At 70.5% G+C, this 22,677-nt stretch carries 20 protein-coding genes; 14 read left to right on the top strand and 6 right to left on the bottom strand.

Going from position 1 to position 22,677, the window contains the following annotated elements:
* Nucleotides 1–6: 6 nt before the first annotated feature.
* From ACWCQM_RS12830 to fabF, 3 genes are all read left to right on the top strand, one after another.
* Nucleotides 7–1,038, top strand: coding sequence for a beta-ketoacyl-ACP synthase 3 (locus ACWCQM_RS12830; protein WP_450915327.1), 1,032 nt, complete (start codon nt 7–9; stop codon nt 1,036–1,038).
* A gap of 63 nt (nt 1,039–1,101) precedes the next feature.
* On the top strand, nt 1,102–1,350 hold the full coding sequence (locus ACWCQM_RS12825; RefSeq protein WP_032776045.1) for an acyl carrier protein: 249 nt from the start codon (nt 1,102–1,104) through the stop codon (nt 1,348–1,350).
* Between the two features lie 79 nt (nt 1,351–1,429).
* Nucleotides 1,430–2,692, top strand: coding sequence for a beta-ketoacyl-ACP synthase II (fabF, locus tag ACWCQM_RS12820; RefSeq protein WP_450915326.1), 1,263 nt, complete (start codon nt 1,430–1,432; stop codon nt 2,690–2,692).
* Nucleotides 2,693–2,898: 206 nt separating this feature from the next.
* Here fabF and ACWCQM_RS12815 read toward each other — a convergent pair whose 3' ends face one another.
* Nucleotides 2,899–3,393, bottom strand: coding sequence for a DUF3145 domain-containing protein (locus tag ACWCQM_RS12815; protein WP_450915325.1), 495 nt, complete (start codon nt 3,391–3,393; stop codon nt 2,899–2,901).
* A gap of 361 nt (nt 3,394–3,754) precedes the next feature.
* Here ACWCQM_RS12815 and ACWCQM_RS12810 point away from each other — a divergent pair, with 361 nt between their 5' ends.
* Entirely contained in the window at nt 3,755–4,669 is a 915-nt protein-coding gene (locus ACWCQM_RS12810) for an SGNH/GDSL hydrolase family protein (protein WP_450915324.1), read from the top strand.
* Nucleotides 4,670–4,725: 56 nt separating this feature from the next.
* The gene (locus tag ACWCQM_RS12805) at nt 4,726–5,670 is read left to right on the top strand and encodes an aldose epimerase family protein (protein ID WP_450915562.1); all 945 of its coding nucleotides are present in this window, start codon (nt 4,726–4,728) and stop codon (nt 5,668–5,670) included.
* 6 nt (nt 5,671–5,676) lie between these two features.
* Here the strand turns inward: ACWCQM_RS12805 and ACWCQM_RS12800 are convergent, their stop codons facing one another.
* Complete coding sequence (locus tag ACWCQM_RS12800; protein WP_450915323.1) at nt 5,677–8,592, bottom strand: FAD-binding and (Fe-S)-binding domain-containing protein; 2,916 nt, start codon at nt 8,590–8,592, stop codon at nt 5,677–5,679.
* A gap of 160 nt (nt 8,593–8,752) precedes the next feature.
* Nucleotides 8,753–9,538 carry an EI24 domain-containing protein gene (locus ACWCQM_RS12795; protein WP_450915322.1) on the bottom strand — a complete coding sequence of 262 codons (786 nt, stop codon included), beginning with the start codon at nt 9,536–9,538 and terminating at the stop codon, nt 8,753–8,755.
* Nucleotides 9,539–9,648: 110 nt separating this feature from the next.
* On the opposite strand from ACWCQM_RS12795, the gene ACWCQM_RS12790 reads away from it, so the two are divergent.
* The 7 genes from ACWCQM_RS12790 to ACWCQM_RS12760 all read left to right on the top strand — a co-directional run bounded on the left by ACWCQM_RS12790 (nt 9,649) and on the right by ACWCQM_RS12760 (nt 18,174).
* A complete protein-coding gene (locus ACWCQM_RS12790) occupies nt 9,649–10,803 on the top strand; it encodes a mandelate racemase/muconate lactonizing enzyme family protein (RefSeq protein WP_450915321.1) in 1,155 nt (384 codons plus the stop codon).
* Nucleotides 10,800–11,819, top strand: a complete 1,020-nt coding sequence (locus tag ACWCQM_RS12785; RefSeq protein WP_450915320.1) for a zinc-dependent alcohol dehydrogenase — start codon at nt 10,800–10,802, stop codon at nt 11,817–11,819. The genes ACWCQM_RS12790 and ACWCQM_RS12785 overlap by 4 nt, the downstream gene beginning before the upstream one ends.
* A 111-nt stretch (nt 11,820–11,930) precedes the next feature.
* Complete coding sequence (locus tag ACWCQM_RS12780; protein ID WP_450915319.1) at nt 11,931–12,914, top strand: hypothetical protein; 984 nt, start codon at nt 11,931–11,933, stop codon at nt 12,912–12,914.
* Nucleotides 12,915–13,044: 130 nt separating this feature from the next.
* A complete protein-coding gene (chvE, locus tag ACWCQM_RS12775) occupies nt 13,045–14,154 on the top strand; it encodes a multiple monosaccharide ABC transporter substrate-binding protein (RefSeq protein ID WP_450915318.1) in 1,110 nt (369 codons plus the stop codon).
* Between the two features lie 33 nt (nt 14,155–14,187).
* A complete protein-coding gene (gene mmsA, locus ACWCQM_RS12770; RefSeq protein WP_450915317.1) occupies nt 14,188–15,738 on the top strand; it encodes a multiple monosaccharide ABC transporter ATP-binding protein in 1,551 nt (516 codons plus the stop codon).
* Complete coding sequence (gene mmsB / locus ACWCQM_RS12765; protein WP_450915316.1) at nt 15,735–16,979, top strand: multiple monosaccharide ABC transporter permease; 1,245 nt, start codon at nt 15,735–15,737, stop codon at nt 16,977–16,979. The genes mmsA and mmsB overlap by 4 nt, the downstream gene beginning before the upstream one ends.
* Nucleotides 16,980–17,007: 28 nt before the next feature.
* The gene (locus tag ACWCQM_RS12760; RefSeq protein ID WP_450915315.1) at nt 17,008–18,174 is read left to right on the top strand and encodes an aldose epimerase family protein; all 1,167 of its coding nucleotides are present in this window, start codon (nt 17,008–17,010) and stop codon (nt 18,172–18,174) included.
* A 58-nt stretch (nt 18,175–18,232) separates the two neighbouring features.
* Here ACWCQM_RS12760 and arfA read toward each other — a convergent pair whose 3' ends face one another.
* Nucleotides 18,233–19,750 (bottom strand): arabinosylfuranosidase ArfA, encoded by a 1,518-nt coding sequence (gene arfA, locus ACWCQM_RS12755; RefSeq protein WP_450915314.1) that lies wholly within the window; start codon nt 19,748–19,750, stop codon nt 18,233–18,235.
* 180 nt (nt 19,751–19,930) lie between these two features.
* Nucleotides 19,931–20,359: an organic hydroperoxide resistance protein gene (locus tag ACWCQM_RS12750; protein WP_450915313.1), complete on the bottom strand. Its 429-nt coding sequence runs from the start codon at nt 20,357–20,359 to the stop codon at nt 19,931–19,933.
* A gap of 127 nt (nt 20,360–20,486) precedes the next feature.
* Between ACWCQM_RS12750 and ACWCQM_RS12745 the strand changes: the two genes are divergently transcribed.
* Nucleotides 20,487–20,957: an MSMEG_6728 family protein gene (locus tag ACWCQM_RS12745; protein WP_450915312.1), complete on the top strand. Its 471-nt coding sequence runs from the start codon at nt 20,487–20,489 to the stop codon at nt 20,955–20,957.
* A gap of 64 nt (nt 20,958–21,021) precedes the next feature.
* Here ACWCQM_RS12745 and ACWCQM_RS12740 read toward each other — a convergent pair whose 3' ends face one another.
* Nucleotides 21,022–22,044 carry an NADP-dependent oxidoreductase gene (locus tag ACWCQM_RS12740; RefSeq protein ID WP_073747152.1) on the bottom strand — a complete coding sequence of 341 codons (1,023 nt, stop codon included), beginning with the start codon at nt 22,042–22,044 and terminating at the stop codon, nt 21,022–21,024.
* Between the two features lie 116 nt (nt 22,045–22,160).
* On the opposite strand from ACWCQM_RS12740, the gene ACWCQM_RS12735 reads away from it, so the two are divergent.
* Nucleotides 22,161–22,604 carry a MarR family winged helix-turn-helix transcriptional regulator gene (locus tag ACWCQM_RS12735; RefSeq protein WP_450915311.1) on the top strand — a complete coding sequence of 148 codons (444 nt, stop codon included), beginning with the start codon at nt 22,161–22,163 and terminating at the stop codon, nt 22,602–22,604.
* The last annotated feature ends 73 nt before the right edge of the window (nt 22,605–22,677 follow it).

Here is a 22,677-nt window from a genome sequence, read left to right as displayed (position 1 = left end):
GAGAGCATGTCGAAGATCAAGCCCAGCAAGGGCGCCCCGTACGCACGGATCATGGGTGTCGGCGGCTACCGCCCCACCCGTGTCGTGCCCAACGAGGTGATCCTCGAGACGATCGACTCGTCCGACGAGTGGATCCGCTCCCGCTCCGGTATCGCCACCCGCCACTGGGCCTCCGACGAGGAGACCGTGGCGATGATGTCCGTGGAGGCCTCGGGCAAGGCGATCGCCGCCGCCGGGATCACTCCCGAGCAGATCGGCGGAGTCATCGTCTCCACCGTCTCGCACTTCAAGCAGACCCCCGCCGTCGCGACCGAGATCGCGCACAGGGTCGGCGCGGGCAAGCCCGCCGCCTTCGACATCTCCGCCGGCTGCGCGGGCTTCGGCTACGGCCTCACGCTCGCCAAGGGCATGATCGTCGAGGGCTCGGCGGAGTACGTGCTCGTCATCGGCGTCGAGCGGCTCAGCGACCTCACCGACCTGGAGGACCGCGCGACGGCCTTCCTCTTCGGCGACGGTGCGGGCGCGGTCGTCGTGGGCCCGTCCCAGGAGCCGGCCATCGGCCCCACGGTCTGGGGCTCGGAGGGCGACAAGTCCGAGACGATCAAGCAGACCGTCGCGTGGAACGACTTCCACATCGGCGACGTCTCGAACCTGCCGCTCAACGAGCGGGGCGAGGTCAAGTTCCCCGCCATCACCCAGGAGGGCCAGGCGGTCTTCCGCTGGGCCGTCTTCGAGATGGCGAAGGTCGCCCAGCAGGCGCTGGAAGCGGCCGGGATCTCCCCGGAGGACCTGGATGTCTTCATTCCGCACCAGGCCAACATGCGGATCATCGACTCGATGGTGAAGACACTGAAGCTGCCGGAGCACGTCACGGTCGCCCGTGACGTGGAAACCACCGGCAACACGTCGGCCGCTTCGATTCCGCTCGCAATGGAGCGGCTTCTGGCGACCGGTCAGGCCAAGAGCGGCGACACGGCGCTCATCATCGGCTTCGGGGCGGGTCTCGTCTACGCCGCGTCGGTCGTTACCCTCCCCTAGGCACACCGGACCTTTCGGTCCGCACGCCCGAACCCTGCAGAAACACATCGAAGGAGCGCCAACATGGCCGCCACCCAGGAAGAGATCGTCACCGGTCTCGCCGACATCGTCAACGAGATCGCCGGTATCCCGGTCGAGGACGTCAAGCTGGACAAGTCCTTCACCGACGACCTGGACGTCGACTCGCTGTCCATGGTCGAGGTCGTCGTCGCCGCCGAAGAGCGCTTCGACGTCAAGATCCCCGACGAGGACGTCAAGAACCTCAAGACGGTCGGCGACGCCGCCGACTACATCCTGAAGCACCAGGGCTGATCCCAGCCCGTCCCGTGTGTCGCCACCCGGCGGTGGCGCCGCTGATTCACGACCCTCTACACGTGGAGAAGATTTTCCAGTGAGCCCGACCAATCGCACCGTGGTCGTCACCGGTATCGGCGCAACCACTCCGCTGGGTGGCGACTCCGCATCGACCTGGGAAGGTCTGATGGCCGGTCGTTCCGGCGTCAAGCCTCTCGAGGGCGAACGTTTCGCCGAACTGCCCGTCCGGATCGCCGCCCTCGCGGCCGTCGACCCCGGCGATGTACTGCCCCGTCCGCTCGCCCGCAAGCTGGACCGCTCGGCGCAGTTCGCGCTGATCGCCGCCCGCGAGGCGTGGGCCGACGCCGGTTACACCGGCAAGGCCGGCGAGGACGAGAAGATCCAGCCCGAGCGTCTGGGCTCGGTCATCGCCTCCGGCATCGGCGGCGTGATCACCCTGCTCGACCAGTACGACGTACTGAAGGAGAAGGGCGTACGCCGCGTCTCCCCGCACACCGTTCCCATGCTCATGCCCAACGGCCCGGCGGCCAACGTCGGCCTGGAGGTCAACGCCCAGGCCGGTGTCCACACCCCGGTCTCGGCCTGCGCGTCGGGTGCCGAGGCCATCGGTTACGCCGTCGAGATGATCCGCACCGGCCGTGCCGACGTGGTCGTCGCCGGTGGCACCGAGGCGGCCATCCACCCGCTGCCGATCGCGGCGTTCGCCAACATGATGGCGATGTCCAAGAGCAACGACGAGCCCGAGAAGGCCTCGCGTCCGTACGACACGGGCCGTGACGGCTTCGTACTCGGTGAGGGCGCCGGCGTCGTCATCCTGGAGTCCGCCGAGCACGCCGCCGCGCGGGGTGCCAAGGTCTACTGCGAGGTGCTGGGCCAGGGCCTGTCCGCCGACGCCCACCACATCGCGCAGCCCGAGCCCACGGGGCGCGGGATCGCCGCGGCGATGCAGAACCTGCTGGACTCCACGGATCTCAAGCCGTCGGAGGTCGTGCACCTGAACGCGCACGCCACGTCCACGCCGCAGGGCGACGTCGCCGAGATCAAGGCGCTGCGCGCCGTGCTGGGCGACGACCTGGACCATGTCGCGATCTCCGCCACCAAGTCGATGACGGGTCACCTGCTGGGTGGCGCGGGCGGTATCGAGACCGTGGCGACGGTGCTGGCACTGCACCACCGGCTGGCTCCGCCGACCATCAACGTCGACGACCTCGACGAGGCCGTCGAGGCGGACATCGTCCGGGACGAGCCGCGCGCGCTGCCGGAGGGGCCGATCGCCGCGATCAACAACTCGTTCGGCTTCGGTGGCCACAACGTGGTGCTGGCGTTCCGCTCGGTCTGACCCGCGTCGCTGTCGTGAGGCCCGTCTCCCGCACCGGGGGGCGGGCCTCACGCATGCCGATGGCCGGTTCCCGGCGGGGCTCCGCCCCCACGCCCCCGCTCCTCAATCGCCGGAGGGGCTCGATTCCGCTCCCGCCGGGCCCGGGACCCGAGGGAGAACGTTTCTGCGGGGGCGGAGAGCGAGGCGGAGCAAGGACTGAGGGCCCCTCAGACAACCTGGTGCAGCCAGCGGACGGGTGCGCCCTCGCCCGCGTGGCGGAAGGACTCCAGCTCGTCGTCCCAGGGCTTGCCCAGGAGCTTGGCGACCTCCGCCTCCAGATCCGTCTCGCCGCGCACGGACCGCGCGAGCGCGGCCCGCAGACGGTCCTCGGGGATCAGGATGTCGCCGTGCATGCCGGTCACGGCGTGGAAGATGCCCAGGCCGGGCGTCGAGCTGTAGCGCTCGCCCTCCGCCGTCGGGCACGGCTCCGCCGTCACCTCGAAGCGCAGCATGTCCCAGCCGCGGAGGGCCGAGGCCAGCTCCGAAGCCGTGCCGGCGCGGCCCTGCCAGGAGAATTCGGACCGCCAGGTGCTGGGCGCGGCCGGCTGTCTGATCCAGTCGAGCTGGACTCTCACACCGAGTACACCCGCCACCGCCCATTCGACATGCGGGCACAGCGCGCGCGGTGCGGAGTGAACGTACAGGACTCCACGTGTCGTCACCGGGACCTCCAGTGTGGGACGAGGTTCGCCTTCCCCAGCGGCCTCGCGCCCGTACCGCCTCTTCCCGGCCGGCTCCCGAGGTTGTCAACAGTAAACAGCATCGGGAGTGAATCTCCTGAAAAGGGACAGTATGTGACGTGAGAGAACTTACCGGACCCGCCGATTCGTCCGCGGGCCGGTCGGGCGCCACTGGTTCGACGGGGAAAAGCTACCGTGCGCCGGGGTCGGGTGTGTGACGTACGGTCGGTCCCGGGCCCGTGATTCGCGCACCATTCACCCGCGAGGGGGTCGGGGGCCGCCACCTGGGGCTGTCGGTTGTGCCAGGGGCACAATCACCCGTGTGACCGGAGGGGAATCAGAGATGGCTGAGCAGGTGTCACGCCGTCGCGTCCGCAGGGCGTTCACCACTCTGACGGCGGTCGTGTCCGTCACCGCGGCCGTGCTCACGGGGTGCACCTCCGGCCAGGACGGGCCGGAGCGCGGCTCCGCCGCGTCTCGGAGCGCCTCCCCCTCGCCGACGCCCGTGTGGGACGTGCGGCCCACCTCCATCGCCGCGGTCGGGGACTCCATCACCCGGGGCTTCGACGCCTGCTCCGTGCTGGCCGACTGCCCCGAGGTGTCCTGGGCGACCGGGACGGACGACGGGGTGCGGAGCCTCGCCGTACGCATCCTGGGGGCGTCGAGGACGGCATCGCACAGCTGGAACCACGCCGTGTCGGGCGCCAGGATGGCTCAGCTGCCCGAGCAGATGGCGCTGGCCGCGCAGGAGGAGCCGGAGCTGGTCACGGTGATGATCGGCGCGAACGACGCCTGCCGGGACTCGGTGGAGCTGATGACCCCCGTGGCCGACTTCCGGGCGTCCTTCGAGGCGTCGATGCGGCAGCTGCGCGCGGGGGCACCCGAGGCGCAGGTGTACGTGTCGAGCGTGCCGGACCTCAAGCGGCTCTGGTCGACGGGGCGGCAGAACCCGCTGGGCAAGCAGATCTGGAAGCTGGGCATCTGCCGGTCGATGCTGGGCGACGCGGACGACATGGGCGCGGCGGCCGTCGCGCGGCGCGACGCGGTGCGGGAGCGGGTCGTCGCGTACAACGAGGTGCTGCGGGACGTCTGCGCGCGGGACGAGCGCTGCCGTGACGACGGCGGGGCGGTGTTCGACTACCGGTTCACGGGTGAGCAGCTCAGCGAGTGGGACTGGTTCCATCCGGGGCGCGACGGCCAGGCCAGGCTGGCCGAAATCGCTTATCGCGCGGTCACGGCCGCCTCGCCCCCGGCGTAAAGTTCTTGATCGTGACAACGGGTACAGCGGTACAGAGCGAAGACTTCTCCACTCTCATGGACGGCACGCCGGTCAGGCGCTGGACCCTGGAGCGCGCGGGCACGCGGGTGCGCGTGCTGACGTACGGCGCCGTGGTGCAGTCGGTGGAGGTCCCCGGCAGGGACGGCACGCGGGCCGAGGTCGCCCTCGGACTGCCGGACGCCAAGGAGTACGAGGCGTACGCGAGCCCGTACTTCGGCGCCGTGGTCGGCCGGTACGCGAACCGGATCGGGGGTGCCTCCTTCGTCCTGGACGGGCGGACGCACCAGGTCACACCCAACGAGGGCCGCAACTCGCTGCACGGCGGGGAGCGCGGCTTCGACAAGCGCGTGTGGGACGCCGAGGAGCTGCCGGACGGCGTGCGGCTCTCCCTGGTCGCCGAGGACGGCGAGGAGGGCTTCCCGGGGCGTCTCGCGGTCCGTGTGGACTACACCCTGGACGAGGACGGCGCGCTGCGGATCGGCTACCGGGCGACGACGGACGCGCCGACCGTGGTGAACCTGACGAATCACACGTACTGGAACCTCGCCGGGGCGCACAGTGGGAGCGCTCTCGGGCACGAACTGCGGCTGGCCGCCGGGCGGATCACCCCCTCGGACGACCAGGCGATCCCGACTGGCGTCTTCGCGCCGGTGGACGGGACCAGGTACGACTTCCGCGAGGCGAAGCCGGTGGGCCCCGGTTACGACACCAACTACGTCCTGGACGAGACCGGCGGGGAGCCGGTCGCCGAGCTCCACGACCCGGCGTCCGGACGCGTGCTGACGGTCCGTACGACGGAGCCCGGCCTCCAGCTGTACACGGCCGACCACCTCGGCGGCCCCTTCGAGCCGTGCGCCGGGATCGCGCTGGAGACCCAGCACTTCCCGGATTCTCCGAACCGCCCGGAGTTCCCGTCGACCGTGCTGCGGCCGGGCGAGGAGTTCGTCTCCGAGACGGTGTACGGCTTCTCCGTGCGCTGAGCCCGCTCAGCGCTCCACGGCCTCGCCCTGGCGCAGGGCCTCGGCGACGATCTGCACCAGGTGCCGGGCGTCGAGGCCCGCGAGGTCGCGGAGCTGGGTGCGGCAGGAGAACCCGTCGGCGAGGACGCGCCGGTCCGGGGCGGCGGACGCCCGGGCGAGGACGCCGTCCCGCGCGATCCGCTCGGAGAGCTCGTAATGCCCCTTCTCCATGCCGAAGTTCCCGGCGAGTCCGCAGCATCCCGCGGAGATCTCCACGTCGCAGCCCATGGCTTCCAGGAGGGCACTGTCCGGGCCGTATCCCATGACCGCGTGGTGGTGGCAGTGGGGCTGGACGAGGAGCTTCCGCGCCGCCCGTGGCGGGGTCCAGCCGATCGAGGCGAGGAACTCGGCGACGGTCAGGACCGAGCGGGCCAGCTCGGCGGCGCGGGGGTCCTCGGGCAGGAGTTCCAGGAGGTCCGAGCGGAGCGTCGCCGTACAGCTGGGCTCCAGGCCGACGACGGTCCTCCCCTCGTGGACCCGGGGGTGGAGGAGGTCGAGCGTCCTGGTGAGCGTGGCCTTGGCGGCGGTGAGCTGTCCGGTGGAGACGAGGGTGAGGCCGCAGCAGGCGCCGGGACCCGCGATCTCGACGTCGCAACCGGCGGCGGTGAGGACCTCGACGGCGTCCCGGGGGATGTCGGGGTCCATGGCGTCCGAGAAGGAGTCCACCCAGAGGAGGACCTGAGGGGCGCCCGGCGTCCCGCTGCGGTGCCCGCCCGGCCCGCTCCGCCTGCTCTGCTTGCTCAGCCGGCCCGGTCTGCTCTGCTTGCTCTGCTTGCTCTGCTTGCTCCAGCGGAACGGTCTGAGGGGCAGCCGGGGCAGTGACCGGCGGGTGTCCGCCCCCATCAGGTGGAGCATCGCCCTGCGCAGCGGGGGGACGCGGCCCGCGAGGTTGACGAGCGGGGCCAGTGGCGCGGCGAGCCTGAGCCACTGCGGCAGACGGCCGAGCGTGTAGTGGCTGCGGGGGCGCAGGCGCCCCTTCCAGGTCTGGTGGAGGGCCTCCGCCTTGTACGTGGCCATGTCGATGCCCGTGGGGCAGTCGCTCGCGCAGGCCTTGCAGCTCAGGCACAGGTCGAGGGCCTCGTGCACCTCCGGGGAGCTCCAGCCGCGCGTGACGACTCCGCCGTCGAGCATCTCCTGGAGGATGCGCGCACGGCCTCGGGTGGAGTCCTTCTCGTCCCGTGTGGCGATGTAGGAGGGGCACATGAATCCGCCCTCCCCGCGCAGGTCGGCCCGGCACTTGCCCACCCCGACGCACCGGTGGACCGAGTCGGTGACGCTGCCCGCGTCGTGCGGGAAGGCGAAGCCGTCGGTGGCCAGGAGCGGGAGCGCCCGGGGCCGGCGGAGACCGGCGTCGAGCGGTGCGGGGCGGACGACGACGCCCGGGTTCATGAGGTCGTCGGGGTCCAGGAGGGCCTTGAACTCCTCCATCGCGCGCAGGGCCTGCGGGCTGTACATGGCGGGCAGCAGCTCGGAGCGGGCCCGCCCGTCGCCGTGTTCGCCGGAGAGGGAGCCGCCGTGCCCGGCGGCGAGGGCGGCGGCGCGTTCGAGGAACCGCCGCATGAGCGATCCCCCGGCTTCGAGCGGGAAGTCGATGCGCAGGTGGACGCACCCGTCGCCGAAGTGGCCGTAGGCGAGCCCGGAGAGGCCCTCCTCGGCCATCAGGGCTTCGAGCCCGCGCAGGTAGTCCCCGAGCCTCTCCGGGGGGACCGCCGAGTCCTCCCAGCCCGGCCAGGCCTGCGCGCCGGTGGCGGTGCGCCCGGCCAGCCCGGCGCCGTCGGCGCGGATCTGCCAGAGCCTGGTCGCGTCGGGGCCGGTGGGCAGGACGACGGCGTCGGCCGAGCCGGACGCGGCGACGAGCCGGTGCCCGGCCTCGACGGCCTCCTCCGAGGTGGCTCCGCCGATCTCCGCCATGAGCCATCCCCCGCCCGAGGGCAGGTCCGGGACGCCGGCGCCGCCGTGCACCCGGCGGACGACCTCGACGAGCTGGGCGTCCAGGCCCTCCAGGGCCAGCGGGCGGAAGGGGAGGAGATTCGGCACGTCGTCCGCAGCGGCGGCCATGTCGGGATAGCCGAGGACGGCCAGGGCTGGCGCCGGTGCCTGCGGGACGAGCCGGACGGTGGCTTCAAGGAGGATGCCGCAGCTGCCCTCCGTACCGGTCAGGGCCGCCGCGAGGTTCTGTCCGTTCTCGGGCAGCAGGTGCTCAAGCGAGTAGCCGGAGATCTGGCGTGCGAAGCGTCCGAACTCGGTGCGCAGCACAGCCAGATGCTCCGAGACGAAGGAGCCGAGGCCGGGCACCGCGTCGAGCGCGCCGCTCCCCGATCCGGCTGTGATGATGTCGCCGCGGCCGGTCAGCCAGGTCATCGACACGACGTTGTCGGCCGTACGCCCGTAGGAGAGGCCGTGCGGACCGCAGGCGTTGTTGCCGATCATGCCACCGATCGTGCAGCGGGTGGCGGTGGAGGGGTCGGGGCCGAAGCGCAGCCCGAAAGGCTGGGCCGCCTTCTGCAGCGTGCTCAGGACGGTGCCCGGCTCGACGACGGCCGTCGAGGACTCCGGATCGACCGAGAGGATCCTGTTCATGGAACGGGAGAAGTCGATGACGAGCCCCGGACCCACCGCGTTGCCGGCGCAGGAGGTGCCCCCGCCCCTGACGGTGACGGGAACCCTGTGGGCGCGGGCGACACCGGCCGCCGCGATCACATCCTCCTTCGTCCGGGGCATGACCACGGCCCGGGGGACGACGCGGTAGTTCGAGGCGTCGGCGGAGTAGAGCGCTCTGGTCAGGGAGGAGGCGTCGACGAGGTCGTCGCCGAGGCGCTCGCGGAGGTCATCGAGGAACATCTCGGCGGAGGCTTTCGGTGAACCTGTCTCGTTCGACGCCATGTTCGGGTGCTCCTGGTGTGCCGTTCGTCTGCCGGGGGCGGGTACCCACCCGAGCAGTGTCCGTGTCCCCAGGGCCCGGGGACGCGGACGCCCTCCCCGGCGCGTCCCTCCCGGCGCGTCAGTCCCGGCACGTCCCTCCCGGCGCGTCGGTCCTTGCGCGTCAGTCCTTGCGCAGGGAATGCGGCTCGCGGGCCGGCTCCGGGTCCTCGGGCGCGGCCGTGAGGTCGCGGACCAGGAGCGTGGCACCGGCGACCGCGCCCGGCATCAGCAGCACGGCGACGAAGGGCACGAGGAAGGCGAGCGTGAGCGGGACGCCGAAGCCGAGCACCAGGGCGCGGCGTCCGCGCAGCAGCCGGAGGCGGTCCTTGAGGACCATGCCGCGGCGCTGGAGGGCCACGGAGGTGAGCTCCTCGGCGAGGAAGTAGCCGGAGACGCAGAAGCCGAACGCGGGGATCACCGTCTGCCCTACGACGGGGATGAACCCGAGGGCGAAGAGCAGCACGCCGTAGAACGCGACGCGCAGCAGGATGCGGACGGAGTCACGGGCGGAAATCCAGAGTTCGCGCCAGAGCGGCAGGCCCGACTCCGGTACCTCGCCGCCCTCGCTGCGGTCGACCGCCTCGGACAGCGACTCGTAGAACGGCTGGCCGACGAGCAGGGTGACCGCGGTGAACGTGATGACCGCGAGGAATATCCCGAAGGCGAAGACCAGGACGGTCAGGGTGTTGCGCAGGAGCCCCAGCCAGGGCGAGGACCAGTCGTCGGCGAAGGGGGTGGCCCAGCCGACGAAGTCGTCGGCGCCGTAACCGAGTCCGACGAGCGCGCCCGCGTAGACGACGAGAGTGATCAGTGCGGGCAGCAGGCCCAGACCCAGCCACCGTCCGTGCCCGAAAGCCCAGCGCTGGCCCTTGATCAAGTATCCGAAACCCGCCCCGAGATCACTCATGGCCTCAGCCTACGTGCGCGAACCATTGACACGTCCCCGGGCCCGAATTACCGTCACGCCAGCATTTCGAACGAGCGACGAAATACCGAACACGTGGAGAGGCAACACCCGTGCGCATCACCGGAATCAGCACGCATGTCGTCGGCACGCCGTGGCGCAACCTCACCTACGTCCAGGTCCACACCGACGAGGGTCTCACCGGGGTCGGCGAGACCCGGATGCTGGGCCGCACGGACGCGCTGCTCGGCTACCTGCGCGAGGCGTCGGCCAACCACATCACCGGCTCCGACCCGTTCGCCGTCGAGGACCTCGTCAAGCGGATGAAGTACGGCGACTACGGGCGGGCCGGGGAGATCGTGATGTCCGGCATCGCGGTCATCGAGATGGCCTGCTGGGACATCAAGGGCAAGGCGCTGGGCGTCCCCGTCTGGCAGCTGCTCGGCGGGAAGGTGACCGACCGGGTCAAGGCGTACGCCAACGGCTGGTACACCACCGAGCGCACCCCCGAGGCGTACCACAAGGCGGCGCAGGGAGTCGTCGAGCGCGGCTACCGCGCCCTGAAGATCGACCCCTTCGGCACCGGCCACTTCGAGCTGGGCCAGGAGGAGACCCGTTACGCCGTCTCCCTCATCGAGGCCGTGCGGGACGCCATCGGCCCCGACACCGAGCTGATGCTGGAAATGCACGGCCGGTTCAGCCCGTCGACCGCGGTGCGGATCGCCCGCGAGATGGCGCCCTTCAGGCCCGCGTGGCTGGAGGAGCCGGTGCCGCCGGAGAACCTGAAGGCGCTGAGCAAGGTCGCGGAGAAGGTCGACCTGCCGATCGCGACGGGCGAGCGTATCCACGACCGGATCGAGTTCCGCGAGCTCTTCGAGTCGCAGGCCGTCGACATCATCCAGCCGGACGTCGGCCACATCGGCGGCATCCTGGAGACCCGCAAGCTCGCGGCGACCGCGGAGACCCACTACACGCTGATCGCCCCGCACAACGTGGGCGGCTCGGTGCTGACCGCGGCCAGCCTCCAGGTCGCGGGGTGCACCCCGAACTTCAAGATCCTCGAACACTTCAACGACTTCGCGGACGCCGACATCAAGAAGGTCGTCAAGGGCGCCCCGACGGTCGACCCCGCCACCGGCTGCTTCGAGCTCTCCGACGCCCCGGGGCTCGGTGTGGAGCTGGACGTGGACGCGGCGGCCGAATTCCCGCAGCAGCAGGCCCGGTTCGACCTGTGGGCGGACGGCTGGGAGAAGAGGCAGCCCAAGTGAGTCCCCTCTCCCGCTCGTTGACCGTGGAGCGGCCCGGCAGCCACCGGCTGACCGAGGGACCGCTCCCGGAACCCGGCCCCGGCGAGGTCCGGGTGCGCGTCGCCGCCGCCGGGATCTGCATGAGCGACCGCGAGGTGTACGACGGCCACCGTGACCCGGCCTATGTGCGCTACCCCGTGGTCCCGGGTCACGAGTGGTCGGGGACCGTCGACGCCGTGGGCGAGGGTGTCGATCCCGCGCTGACCGGCCGGCGTACGGTCGCCGAGGGCTTCCGGGCCTGTGGGCGGTGCGAGCGGTGCAGGGAGGGCGAGACCTCCCTGTGCGGCGCGGGTTACGACGAGACGGGCTTCACCCGGCCCGGCGCGTTCGCCGATCATCTGGTGGTCCCGGCACGGCTGCTGCACCCGCTGGCCGACGACGCCGATCTCCGGGCGGCGGCCCTGCTGGAGCCGGCCGCGGTGATCGCGGCGGCGGTGCGGGCCGGGGCGCCCGAGCCCGGCGAGCGGATCGCCGTACTCGGTGCGGGCACACTGGGGCTGCTCGCGGTGCAACTGCTGGCGGCGGTGTCTCCGGCGGAGCTCACCGTGATCGACCCGAGGCAGGAACGGGCCCTCCTCGCCCAGGACTTCGGGGCGAGCGCGGCCCTGGTCCCCAAGGAGGCCGAGGAGGTGCGGGGCCGCTACGACCTGGTCGTGGAGACGGCCGGAGCGCCGTCCACCGCGGCCGACGCGTGCCTGCTGGCGCGGCGCGGGGGGCGTGTCGTGCTGACCGGGATGTTCACCCCGGGCGCCCTGGGCATCGACCCGGTGCACCTGTCGCTGAGCCAGCTCACCGTGCGCAGCGTCTTCGGCGCGCCGTCGTCGGCCTGGTCCTACGCGGTGCGGGCGTTCACGGCCGGGCTGCTGGACCCCGCGCCCCTGATCACCCACGAGTTCCCGCTGGAGCGGTTCGCCGAGGCCGTGGCGCTGGTGGGGTCCGGGGACCCGGAGACCGGGAAGGTGCTGCTGCGGCCGTGACGGGTCCGCCCTGATCCGTACGCCGGTACGGCGGCGTCCTGACCGCCTCCGTACCGGCGTACACCCAATGATCCGAATGTCGTCCGAAATACCGAACGTGAAGGACCTGTCGTGAAAGACGCCCCTGTCTCTTCCCCCGGTGCAGCCGGCCCCCGCCGGCCCGGCGATGCCGCGCTCACCGCGCTCGGCCTCGGCCCGGCGCCCCTGTCCTCGGCCGACGCCTCCACGCACTCCTTCCCCGACGGCGGGAGCTGGCGCACCGAGGTGCCGTCCGTGGAGGGTCCGGAGGCCCTCGGCGTCGTACTGAAGGAGTCCGCCCGGCTCGACGTCCCCGTCCACCGCATCAGCCAGGGCAGCGGCATCTGGATGCTGACGGACGCCGAGATCACCGAGATGGTGGAGGGCTGCGCCGAACGCGACATCGAGCTCTGCCTGTTCACCGGGCCGCGCGGCACCTGGGACACCGGCGCGTCGGTCCGCACGGACTCGGGCGGCGCGGGGCTGCGGGCCCGTGGCCACGACGCGGTGGCCGGCTGCGTGGAGGACGCCCTGCGCGCGGCGTCCCTGGGCGTGAAGTGCCTGCTGGTGGCCGACGAGGGCGTGCTGTGGACGCTGCACCGCCTGCGGGCGCAGGGGGTCCTGCCCGCGGACACCACCTTCAAGGTGTCGGCGCTCATCGGACCGGTCAACCCGGCCTCGTACGCCGTGTTCGAGCAGCTCGGCGCCGACTCGATCAACATCCCCTCCGACCTGACGCTCGCTCAGTTCACGGAGATCCGCCGGGTGTCCGCCGCCCCGATGGACCTCTACGTCGAGGCCCCCGACGACCTCGGCGGCTATGTGCGGATGTACGAGATCGCCGAGCTGATCCGGCGCGGCTCGCCGCTGTACCTGAAGTTCGGCCTCTCCAAGTCGCCCGGGATCTACCCCTACGGGCAGCACCTGCGGGATCTGGCGCTGTCCTCCGCCAAGGAGCGTGTGCGGCGCGGCCGTCTCGCGCTCGATCTGCTCGCGCGCCACGGGGCCGACGGCGGGATGTCCCCGCTCGGGTCCCGGCTCCCGGGGTCGCTCAACCGGTTCGAGATCTCGTCATAACGTTCCGGAAAAACGCTCACCAAAAGAAGACACAGCCGCGCACAATCCCACACACCTGTTCTCGGTCGAGCCGCCCTCATCCTTCGGGCACCACCGGACCGAGCCAAGACCCACATCAAGGATGATGACCATGCGCAACCGCAGAGCCGCACTCGCCGCCATAGCCTCCACCGCCTCCCTCGCCCTCGCCCTGACCGCCTGCGGCCAGAACAGCGAAGGCGGCAGCGAGGAGAAGAAGGGCGGCGCCGAGGGTGCCACCATCGGTATCGCGATGCCGACCAAGTCCTCCGAGCGCTGGATCGCCGACGGCGCCAACGTCGAGAAGGAACTGAAGGGCAAGGGCTACAAGACCAAGCTGGTGTACGGGGAGGACGACCCGGACCAGCAGGTCTCGCAGATCGAGAACATGATCACGCAGGGTGTGGACGCCCTGATCGTCGCCGCGATCGACAACAAGTCCCTCGGCAACGTGCTCCAGCAGGCCAAGGACGCCGACATCCCGGTGATCTCCTACGACCGGCTGATCCTGGGCACGGAGAACGTCGACTACTACGCCTCGTTCGACAACGAGAAGGTCGGCGAGCTCCAGGGCTCGTACATCGTGGACAAGCTCGGCCTTGAGGACGGCAAGAAGGGCCCCTTCTCCATCGAGCTGTTCGCCGGCTCCAACGACGACAACAACACCAAGTACTTCTTCCAGGGTGCCTGGAACGTCCTGAAGCCCTACGTGGACAAGGGCGACCTGGTCGTCAGGTCCAAGCAGACCGCCCTCAACCAGGTCACCACCCTGCGCTGGGACGGCGGCACCGCGCAGAAGCGCATGGACGACCTGCTGACGTCCAGCTACCGCAGCGCCCGGGTCGACGCCGTGCTCTCCCCGTACGACGGCATCTCCATCGGCATCCTCTCCGCCCTGAAGTCGGACGGCTACGGCACCACGTCCAAGCCGATGCCGGTCGTCACGGGCCAGGACGCCGAGGTCGCCTCGGTGAAGTCGATCATCACGGGTGAGCAGACGCAGACCGTCTACAAGGACCTGCGCGAGCTCGCCAAGGTCGCGTCGAACATGGTCGACGCGGTCCTGAAGGACAAGAAGCCCGAGGTCAACGACACCAAGTCCTACGACAACGGCTCCAAGGTCGTCCCCGCCTTCCTGCTCCAGCCGGTCAGCGTCGACAAGGCCAACTACAAGGAGGTCCTCGTCGACGGCGGCTACTACACCGAGAACGACCTCAAGTAACCGGGACCCCCTCAAGGATTGGAAGGCAAGACCATGGCGGGACCCGTCCTGGAAATGCGCTCGATCGTCAAGACCTTTCCCGGTGTCAAAGCGCTGTCGGACGTCACACTGACCGTCCGTCAGGGCGAGGTCCACGCCATCTGCGGTGAGAACGGCGCCGGGAAGTCGACCCTGATGAAGGTGCTCTCCGGCGTCCATCCGCACGGCAGCTACGAAGGGGACATCCTCTTCGAAGGCGAGACCTGCCGGTTCAAGGACATCCGGGCGAGCGAACAGCACGGCATCGTGATCATCCACCAGGAGCTCGCGCTGGTGCCGTACCTCTCCATCGCGGAGAACATCTTCCTCGGCAACGAGCACGCCAAGCGCGGACTGATCAACTGGAACGACACCCTCAGGCACGCCGGCGAACTGCTGCGCAGGGTCGGCCTCGACGAGCACCCCGAGACCCGCGTCGCCGACATCGGGGTGGGCAAGCAGCAGCTGGTGGAGATCGCCAAGGCGCTGTCCAAGAAGGTGAAGCTGCTCATCCTCGACGAGCCGACGGCGGCGCTCAACGACGAGGACAGCGGCAAACTCCTCGACCTGATCCTCTCGTTGAAGGAACAGGGCATGACCTCGATCATCATCTCGCACAAGCTGAACGAGATCCGCCGGGTCGCCGACTCGGTCACGATCATCCGCGACGGGCGCTCCATCGAGACGCTCGACGTGAAGGCGGAGGAGACGACCGAGGACCGGATCATCAGCGGGATGGTCGGCCGCGACCTGGAGCACCGCTTCCCCGAGCGGACCCCGCACCACCCGGAGGAGGGCACCGCGCCCGCCCTGGAGATCCGCAACTGGACGGTGCACCACCCCATCGACCAGCAGCGCAAGGTCGTCGACGACGTGTCGATCGAGGTGCGGCGCGGCGAGATCGTCGGAATCGCCGGGCTCATGGGCGCCGGCCGCACCGAGCTGGCGATGAGCGTGTTCGGCCGCTCCTACGGCCGGTACGCGGGCGGCACCGTCCTCAGGGACGGCGCCGAGATCCGTACGAAGACCGTCCCGGAGGCGGTCGGGCACGGCATCGCCTACGCCACCGAGGACCGCAAGCACTACGGCCTCAACCTCATCGACACCATCAACCGGAACATCTCGCTGACCGCGCTGGGCAAGGTCGCCAAGCGGGGTGTGGTCGACGAGCACGGGGAGCGGCAGGTCGCCGAGGGCTTCCGGAAGTCGATGAACATCAAGGCGCCGACCGTCTTCGAGCCGGTGGGGAAGCTGTCCGGCGGCAACCAGCAGAAGGTCGTCCTCAGCAAGTGGATCTTCGCCGGTCCCGAGGTGCTGATCCTGGACGAGCCCACGCGCGGCATCGACGTGGGCGCCAAGTACGAGATCTACACGGTCATCGACCAGCTGGCCGCCCAGGGCAAGGCGGTCGTCTTCATTTCCTCCGAACTGCCGGAGCTGCTCGGCATGTGCGACCGCATCTACACGATGGCCGCGGGACGGCTGACGGGTGAGTTCTCGCGGGCCGAGGCCTCGCAGGAAGCGCTGATGCGTCAGATGACGAAGGACAAAGAGGTAACCCGATGAGCACGGACGTGACCGCGAAGAACCCGGCCCCCGCGCCGCCCGGCAAAGGCGGCCAGGCCAACGGTGAGGGCCTGCTCCAGCTGATGCTGGGCGGCATGCGCCGCAACATGCGCCAGTACGGCATGCTGATGGCCCTCGGCCTGATCGTGGTGCTGTTCGCGGTGTGGACCAACGGCGACCTGCTGCTGCCGCGCAACGTCTCCAACCTGGTGCTGCAGAACAGCTACATCCTGATCCTCGCGATCGGCATGATGCTGGTCATCATCGCGGGCCACATCGACCTCTCGGTCGGCTCGCTGACCGCGTTCATCGGGGCGATGGCCGCCGTACTGATGGTCGAACACCAACTCGCCTGGCCGCTCGCCGTGGTGCTCTGCCTGGCCATCGGCGCCGTCGCCGGCGCGGTGCAGGGCTTCTTCATCGCCTATCTCGGCATTCCGTCGTTCATCGTGACCCTCGCGGGCATGCTGCTCTTCCGCGGTCTGACGGAGATCTTCCTGAAGGGCCAGACCCTCGGCCCCTTCCCGAAGGACCTCCAGAAGATAGCCAACGGCTTCCTGCCCGAGGTCGGCCCCACCACCAACTACCACAACCTCACCCTGCTGCTGGGCTTCGCCCTGATCGCCTTCGTGGTCCTCCAGGAGGTCCGCGACCGCAAGCGCCAGCAGGAGTTCGCCCTCGACGTGCTGCCGGTCAAGCTCTTCCTGCTGAAGCTGGTCGCGCTGGTCTCGGCCGTCCTGGTCGTCACGCTGCTGCTCGCCAGCTACAAGGGCGCCCCGGTCGTGCTGCTCATCCTCGGCGTGCTCGTCGTCGGGTTCGGCTACCTGATGCGCAACGCGATCATCGGCCGCCACATCTACGCCATCGGCGGCAACCTGCCCGCGGCCAAGCTGTCGGGCGTGAAGGACAAGAAGGTCACCTTCCTGGTCTTCCTGAACATGGGCATGCTCGCGGCCCTGGCGGGTCTGGTCTTCGCCGCCCGCTTCAACGCGGCCTCGCCCAAGGCGGGCCTCAACTTCGAACTGGAGGCCATCGCCGCCTCGTTCATCGGCGGCGCGTCGATGAGCGGCGGCGTCGGCACGGTCCTCGGCGCGATCATCGGTGGCCTGGTCCTGGGCGTGCTGAACAACGGTATGAACCTCGTCGGCATCGGCACCGACTGGCAGCAGGTCATCAAGGGAGCGGTGCTGCTGGCCGCCGTCGGCTTCGACGTCTGGAACAAGCGCAAGGTCGGTTCGTAACACCCCCTCTCGCGACAGGAGTTGTTTCATGACCTTCACCACCGGAACCAGCAGACGCACCGTCCTGGCGGCCACGGCCGCCGCCGGGGTGGCCGTGGCGGCGGGCGCCCCGGCCGCGCACGCCTCGGCATCGGGGCGTACCCCGTCCAAGGAGCTCTTCGGCACACTCGCCGACGGCACGAAGGTGCACCGCTGGACGCTCGCCAACGGCGGCACCCGGCTGAAGGTCCTCTCCTGGGGCGGTGTCGTCCAGTCCCTCGAAACGCCCGACCGCAGGGGCCGGACCACGAACGTCGCGCTCGGCTTCGACAACCTCGCCGACTACGTGGCGAAGTCCCCGTACTTCGGCGGCCTGATCGGGCGCTACGGCAACCGCATAGCCGAAGGGCGCTTCACCCTCGACGGGACCACCCACCAGCTGCCGCTCAACGACGGCCCCAACAGCCTGCACGGCGGCGACCAGGGCTTCGACAAGCGGGTCTGGCAGGTGGAGCCGTTCACCGAGCGCGGCGACGTCGGGCTGGTCCTGACCCGGACCAGCCCGGACGGCGAGGCCGGCTACCCGGGCGCGCTCGCCGTCCGTGTCGTCTACACCCTCACCTCCCGGGGCGAGTGGCGCATCGACTACACGGCGACGACGGACCGGGCCACCGTCCTCAACCTGACCAGCCACGCCTACTTCAACCTGGCGGGCGAGGGCAGCGGCAGCATCGACGGGCATCTGCTGGAGCTGGCCGCCGCGCGCTACACCCCGGTCGGCGCGACGCTCATCCCGACGGGCGAGCTCGCCCCCGTGGCGCGCACGCCCTTCGACTTCCGGCGCTCCCGGGCCATCGGCGAGGCGGTGCGCACCCCGCACCAGCAGATCGGCTACGGGCAGGGCATCGACCACAACTACGTCCTGGACAAGGGGATCACGGCCCGCCCGGAGTACGCGCTGACCGTGACGGAGCCCGGCTCGGGCCGGGTCATGAAGATGTACACGACGGAGCCCGGCATGCAGGTCTACACCGGGAACTTCCTCGACGGCACACTGACGGGCACCTCCGGGCGGGTCTACCGCCAGGGTGACGCGTTCTGCCTGGAGTCCCAGCACTTCCCGGACTCCCCCAACCAGCCGTCGTTCCCCTCGACGGTGCTGCGCCCCGGCGACACCTACCGGTCGACGACGGTGCACTCCTTCTCCACGCGCTGAACCGCTCCACGACGACGGCGCCCTTCCCCCGCGCGGGGAAGGGCGCCGTCGTCGTGGGTCAGGCCAGCCGGATCATGTTCCAGGAGAGCGGCTCCAGGGCGGCCTTCAGCGTGCCGCCGTCGAGCACGGTGCCCTCGGCCGCGTGCGGGACCACCCGCTCGGGCTCCGCGAGGGTGTTGCGGGCCTCGGGGTCGGCGTCCGCGAGGACCTGGTGCTCGACGACCCCGTCCAGCTCCAGCCCGTGCAGGGCGACTTCGAGGGGCAGCACGGCGTCCTGGCTGCGGTTGACCGCGAAGACCGTGACGGCGCCCGTCTCCGGGTCGCGCACGGCGGTGGCGTGCAGCAGGTCCGTCTCGCCGTACTTCGCCGTCCCGTAGGTGGGCGAGTCCACCCGTACGTCCAGGACCTGGCCCCTGCCGTGGCGGGCGGCCTGCGCGAAGGGGAAGAAGGTCGTCTGGCGCCAGGCGGGGCCGCCGGGCTCGGTCATGATCGGCGCGATCACGTTGACCAGCTGGGCGAGGCAGGCCACGGTCACCCGGTCGGCGTGGCGCAGCAGCGCGATGAGCAGGCTGCCGAAGACGACGGCGTCGGTGACGCTGTAGTTGTCCTCCAGCAGCCTCGGCGCCTCGGGCCAGTCGAGCGGGTTCTCCTCCGCGTCCTTCTGGAAGCGGCTCATGTACCAGACGTTCCACTCGTCGAAGGAGAGGTTGATCTTCTTCGTCGACTTGAGGCGCGCCCCGACGTGGTCGCAGGTCGCGACGACGCTCTCGATGAAGGACTCCATGTCCACGGCCGAGGCCAGGAAGGAGTCTCGGTCGCCGTCGGTCTCCTCGTAATAGGCGTGCAGCGAGACGTAGTCGACGAGGTCGTAGGTCTCGGCGAGGACCGTCGCCTCCCAGGCGGCGAAGGTCGGCATGGCGCGGCTGGAGGAGCCGCAGGCGACGAGCTGGACGGACGGGTCGATCTGGCGCATCGCGCGCGCGGTCTCGGCCGCGATCCTGCCGTACTCCTCGGCGGTCTTGTGGCCGGTCTGCCAGGGGCCGTCCATCTCGTTGCCCAGGCACCACAGCTTGATACCGAAGGGGTCCTTGTCGCCGTGGCCTATGCGGCGGTCGGAGAGCTCGGTGCCGGAGGGGTGGTTGGCGTACTCCTGGAGCTGGATAGCCTCCTGGACGCCGCGGGTGCCGAGGTTGACCGCGAGCATGGGCTCGGCCTGGGGGCCGACCTTACGGAGGAAGTCGATGTACTCGGAGAGGCCGAAACGATTCGTCTCGGTGGAGCGCCAGGCGAGGTCGAGACGGCGGGGGCGCTCGTCGGCGGGGCCGACACTGTCCTCCCAGCGGTAGCCGGAGACGAAGTTGCCGCCGGGGTAGCGGATGGCGGTGACACCGAGTTCGCGGACGAGATCCAGGACGTCGGTGCGCAGTCCGGCCTCGTCCGCCGCCGGGTGGCCCGGCTCGAAGATGCCGTCGTAGACGCAGCGGCCGAGGTGCTCGACGAAGGAGCCGAAGAGCCGGGGATCGACGTCCCCGACGGTGAAGGCGGGGTCGAGGGTGAAGCGCGCGGTGCGGGTCATGGCTTCCTTACTCGTTCGAAATTTCGAATGCTGCTCGTAACCTCGAACGGACCGTAAAGTTCAACCTCCGTGGCAGTCAATGCCCTTGCACGCGCTCTTACGGATACGGGCCGGCGCACACGGCCGAGGACCGCACCCCGGTGACGGGATGCGGCCCTCGGACGTACGCGATGGGGCGGGTCAGCCGGCCGACAGCTCCACCTTGATGTTGCCGCGGGTGGCGTTCGAGTACGGGCACACCTGGTGCGCCTTCTCGACGAGCGCCTGCGCGGTGGCGGCGTCGACGTTCGGGATGGAGGCGCTGATCGCCACCTCCAGGCCGAAGCCGCCGGCCTCGGTCTTGCCGATGGAGACCGACGCGGTCACGGTCGAACCGGAGATGTCGGCCTTCTCCTGACGGGCGACCACACCGAGAGCGCCCTGGAAGCAGGCGCTGTAGCCCGCCGCGAAGAGCTGCTCGGGGTTGGTGCCCGCGCCGCTGCCGCCCATCGCCTTCGGCGGGTTGACGACGACGTCGAGCTGTCCGTCGTCGGAGGAGACCCGGCCGTCACGGCCGTTCTCGGCGGTGGCGACGGCGGTGTAGGCCACGTCTATGTGCTGGATCGTCATACGGTGATTCCTCCTGCTGATGCGCCGCGGCTCGCGCCCACGACCGCGACGGCCTGGGCCGAGCCTAGCGGGTGGCCGTCGGGGCACTCCGATCGCCCGCCGCCGGGATCTCCGATAGGCATGAGCCATGCAGACCTTCCTGCCGTACGCCGGCTTCCGGCGGAGCGCCCTCGCGCTGGACCCGCGCAGGCTGGGCAAGCAGCGCGTGGAGGCGATCCAGGTGCTGCGGGGACTCACGGTCCCCGGCTACGGCTGGCGCCACCACCCCGCGGTCCGCATGTGGACCGGGTACGAGGAGGCTCTCGTCCGGTACGGCCTGGACGTCTGCGCCGTGTGGACCGCCGGGGGCAGGGCGGACACCTGCGCCGCGACCCTGCGCGAGGGCCTCGCCGGGGCGCTCGGGCGCACCACGGTCCGTACGGCGGCCGAGCTCGCGGAGGCGGGCGAACTGCCCCCGTGGCTGGGCGACGAGGCGTTCCACCGGAGCCACCGCTCCGCGCTGGTGCGCAAGGACCCGGACCACTACCGCCCGCTGTTCCCGGACGTGCCGCCCGACGCGCCGTACGTCTGGCCGTCCTCGGACCGTGGGGGGCGGTAGCCCCGAGCGGCCCCGCGCCCGCCGACCGTGGTCGGCGCGGGCACGGGGCCGTCGGGCAGTCCGGTCAGGCGTCCAGCGAGACGATCATCTTGCCGGTGTTCTCGCCGCGCAGCAGACCGAGGAAGGCGTCGTAGGCGTTCTCGATGCCCTGGACCTTGGTCTCGTTGTACTTGAGCTCGCCGGAGGCGAGCCAGCCGGCCACGTCCTGGACGAACTGCGGCTGGAGCGCGGCGTGGTCGCCGACGAGCATGCCCTGCAGACGCAGCCGCTTGCCGATGACGAGGGCGAGGTTGCGCGGGCCCGGGGTGGGCTCCGTGGCGTTGTACTGGGCGATCATTCCGCAGATGGTGGCGCGGCCGTGCACGTTGAGCGAGGAGATCGCGGCCTCCAGGTGCTCACCGCCGACGTTGTCGAAGTACACGTCGATGCCGTCGGGGGCGGCTGCGGCGAGCTGCTCGCGGACGGGGCCGTTCTTGTAGTTGAAGGCCGCGTCGAAGCCGTACTCCTCGACCAGGAGCTTGACCTTCTCGTCGGAGCCGGCGGAGCCGATGACCCGCGAGGCGCCCCTGAGCTTGGCCAGCTGGCCGACCTGGCTGCCGACCGCGCCGGCCGCGCCGGAGACGAAGACGGCGTCGCCCTCCTTGAAGGAGGCGACCTCGAACAGGCCCGCGTAGGCGGTGAGGCCCGGCATGCCGAGCACGCCGAGGTAGGCGGAGAGCGGGGCGATGGAGCCGTCGACCTTGACCGCGTGCTTGGCGGGGACGTCGGCGTACTCGCGCCAGCCGAGGCCGTGCAGGACGTGGTCGCCGACGGCGAAGCCCTCGGCGTTCGACGCGACGATCTCGCCGACCGCGCCGCCGTCCATCGGGTGGTCGAGCTTGAAGGGCGGGGTGTACGACTTCACGTCGTTCATCCGGCCGCGCATGTAGGGGTCGACCGAGAAGTGGAGGTTGCGGACGAGGACACGGCCCTCGCCGGGAGCGGTCACCGGCGCCTCACGCAGCGCGAAGTCCGTGGCCTCGGGCCAGCCGTGCGGACGGGCGACGAGGTGCCACTCACGGCTGGTCGTGGGAAGTGCTGCAGACATGGGCTCGGGTTCTCCTCGATGTCGTACGGGTGCGGGAAGCGGAAAAGCTTCAGGACATGAAACAACCATGCGTCCAGATATTTCACCTTGTCAAGTAATTCGGTATCCTGGGTGTCATGGCCACCTCGCGCACCGACCCGCTCACCCTCGACGTCATCCAGCTCATCGGCGGCGTCGTGGCGCGCTACCACGAGGAGTACGACCGCGCGGCGGCCACACACGCGCTGACCGGCGCGCAGGCCCGTGTACTGGGACTCCTGTCCCTGGAGCCGATGCCCATGCGCAAGGTCGCCCGGAAGCTGAAGTGTGAGCCGTCCAACATCACCGGAATAGTCGACCGGCTGGAGCTCCGCGGCCTGGTCGAACGCCGCCCCGACCCGGCCGACCGGCGGGTGAAGCTGGCCGCACCGACCGAGGAGGGCCTCAGGACGGCCCGGCAGCTCCGGGACGCCCTGGACTTCGCCCGCGAGCCGCTCGCCGAGCTGTCGGAGAGCGAGCGGACGGTGCTGCGCGACCTGCTCCGCAGGATGCTCGGCGAGGACGCCCCCGAGGCGTCCTGAGGGCTGTCCCGTCACCCCGCACGCCGGGGAACACGGGACGGCCCTCAGCGTCCCGTCCGGCCCGGTGCGGACC

The sequence above is a fragment of the Streptomyces sp. NPDC002125 genome (assembly GCF_053593715.1).
This window is presented reverse-complemented; position numbering and strand designations above follow the sequence as displayed.

What these genes read in the sequence shown, in the direction of transcription:
- ACWCQM_RS12735 (WP_450915311.1), top strand. Translation starts at nt 22,161, where the DNA reads ATGGCCACCTCGCGCACCGACCCGCTCACCCTCGACGTCATCCAGCTC.
- ACWCQM_RS12745 (WP_450915312.1), top strand. Translation starts at nt 20,487, where the DNA reads ATGCAGACCTTCCTGCCGTACGCCGGCTTCCGGCGGAGCGCCCTCGCG.
- mmsA (WP_450915317.1), top strand. Translation starts at nt 14,188, where the DNA reads ATGGCGGGACCCGTCCTGGAAATGCGCTCGATCGTCAAGACCTTTCCC.
- ACWCQM_RS12750 (WP_450915313.1), bottom strand. Translation starts at nt 20,359, where the DNA reads ATGACGATCCAGCACATAGACGTGGCCTACACCGCCGTCGCCACCGCC.
- chvE (WP_450915318.1), top strand. Translation starts at nt 13,045, where the DNA reads ATGCGCAACCGCAGAGCCGCACTCGCCGCCATAGCCTCCACCGCCTCC.
- ACWCQM_RS12810 (WP_450915324.1), top strand. Translation starts at nt 3,755, where the DNA reads ATGGCTGAGCAGGTGTCACGCCGTCGCGTCCGCAGGGCGTTCACCACT.
- ACWCQM_RS12800 (WP_450915323.1), bottom strand. Translation starts at nt 8,592, where the DNA reads ATGGCGTCGAACGAGACAGGTTCACCGAAAGCCTCCGCCGAGATGTTC.
- mmsB (WP_450915316.1), top strand. Translation starts at nt 15,735, where the DNA reads ATGAGCACGGACGTGACCGCGAAGAACCCGGCCCCCGCGCCGCCCGGC.
- arfA (WP_450915314.1), bottom strand. Translation starts at nt 19,750, where the DNA reads ATGACCCGCACCGCGCGCTTCACCCTCGACCCCGCCTTCACCGTCGGG.
- ACWCQM_RS12825 (WP_032776045.1), top strand. Translation starts at nt 1,102, where the DNA reads ATGGCCGCCACCCAGGAAGAGATCGTCACCGGTCTCGCCGACATCGTC.
- ACWCQM_RS12740 (WP_073747152.1), bottom strand. Translation starts at nt 22,044, where the DNA reads ATGTCTGCAGCACTTCCCACGACCAGCCGTGAGTGGCACCTCGTCGCC.
- ACWCQM_RS12760 (WP_450915315.1), top strand. Translation starts at nt 17,008, where the DNA reads ATGACCTTCACCACCGGAACCAGCAGACGCACCGTCCTGGCGGCCACG.
- ACWCQM_RS12805 (WP_450915562.1), top strand. Translation starts at nt 4,726, where the DNA reads ATGGACGGCACGCCGGTCAGGCGCTGGACCCTGGAGCGCGCGGGCACG.
- ACWCQM_RS12795 (WP_450915322.1), bottom strand. Translation starts at nt 9,538, where the DNA reads ATGAGTGATCTCGGGGCGGGTTTCGGATACTTGATCAAGGGCCAGCGC.
- ACWCQM_RS12830 (WP_450915327.1), top strand. Translation starts at nt 7, where the DNA reads ATGTCGAAGATCAAGCCCAGCAAGGGCGCCCCGTACGCACGGATCATG.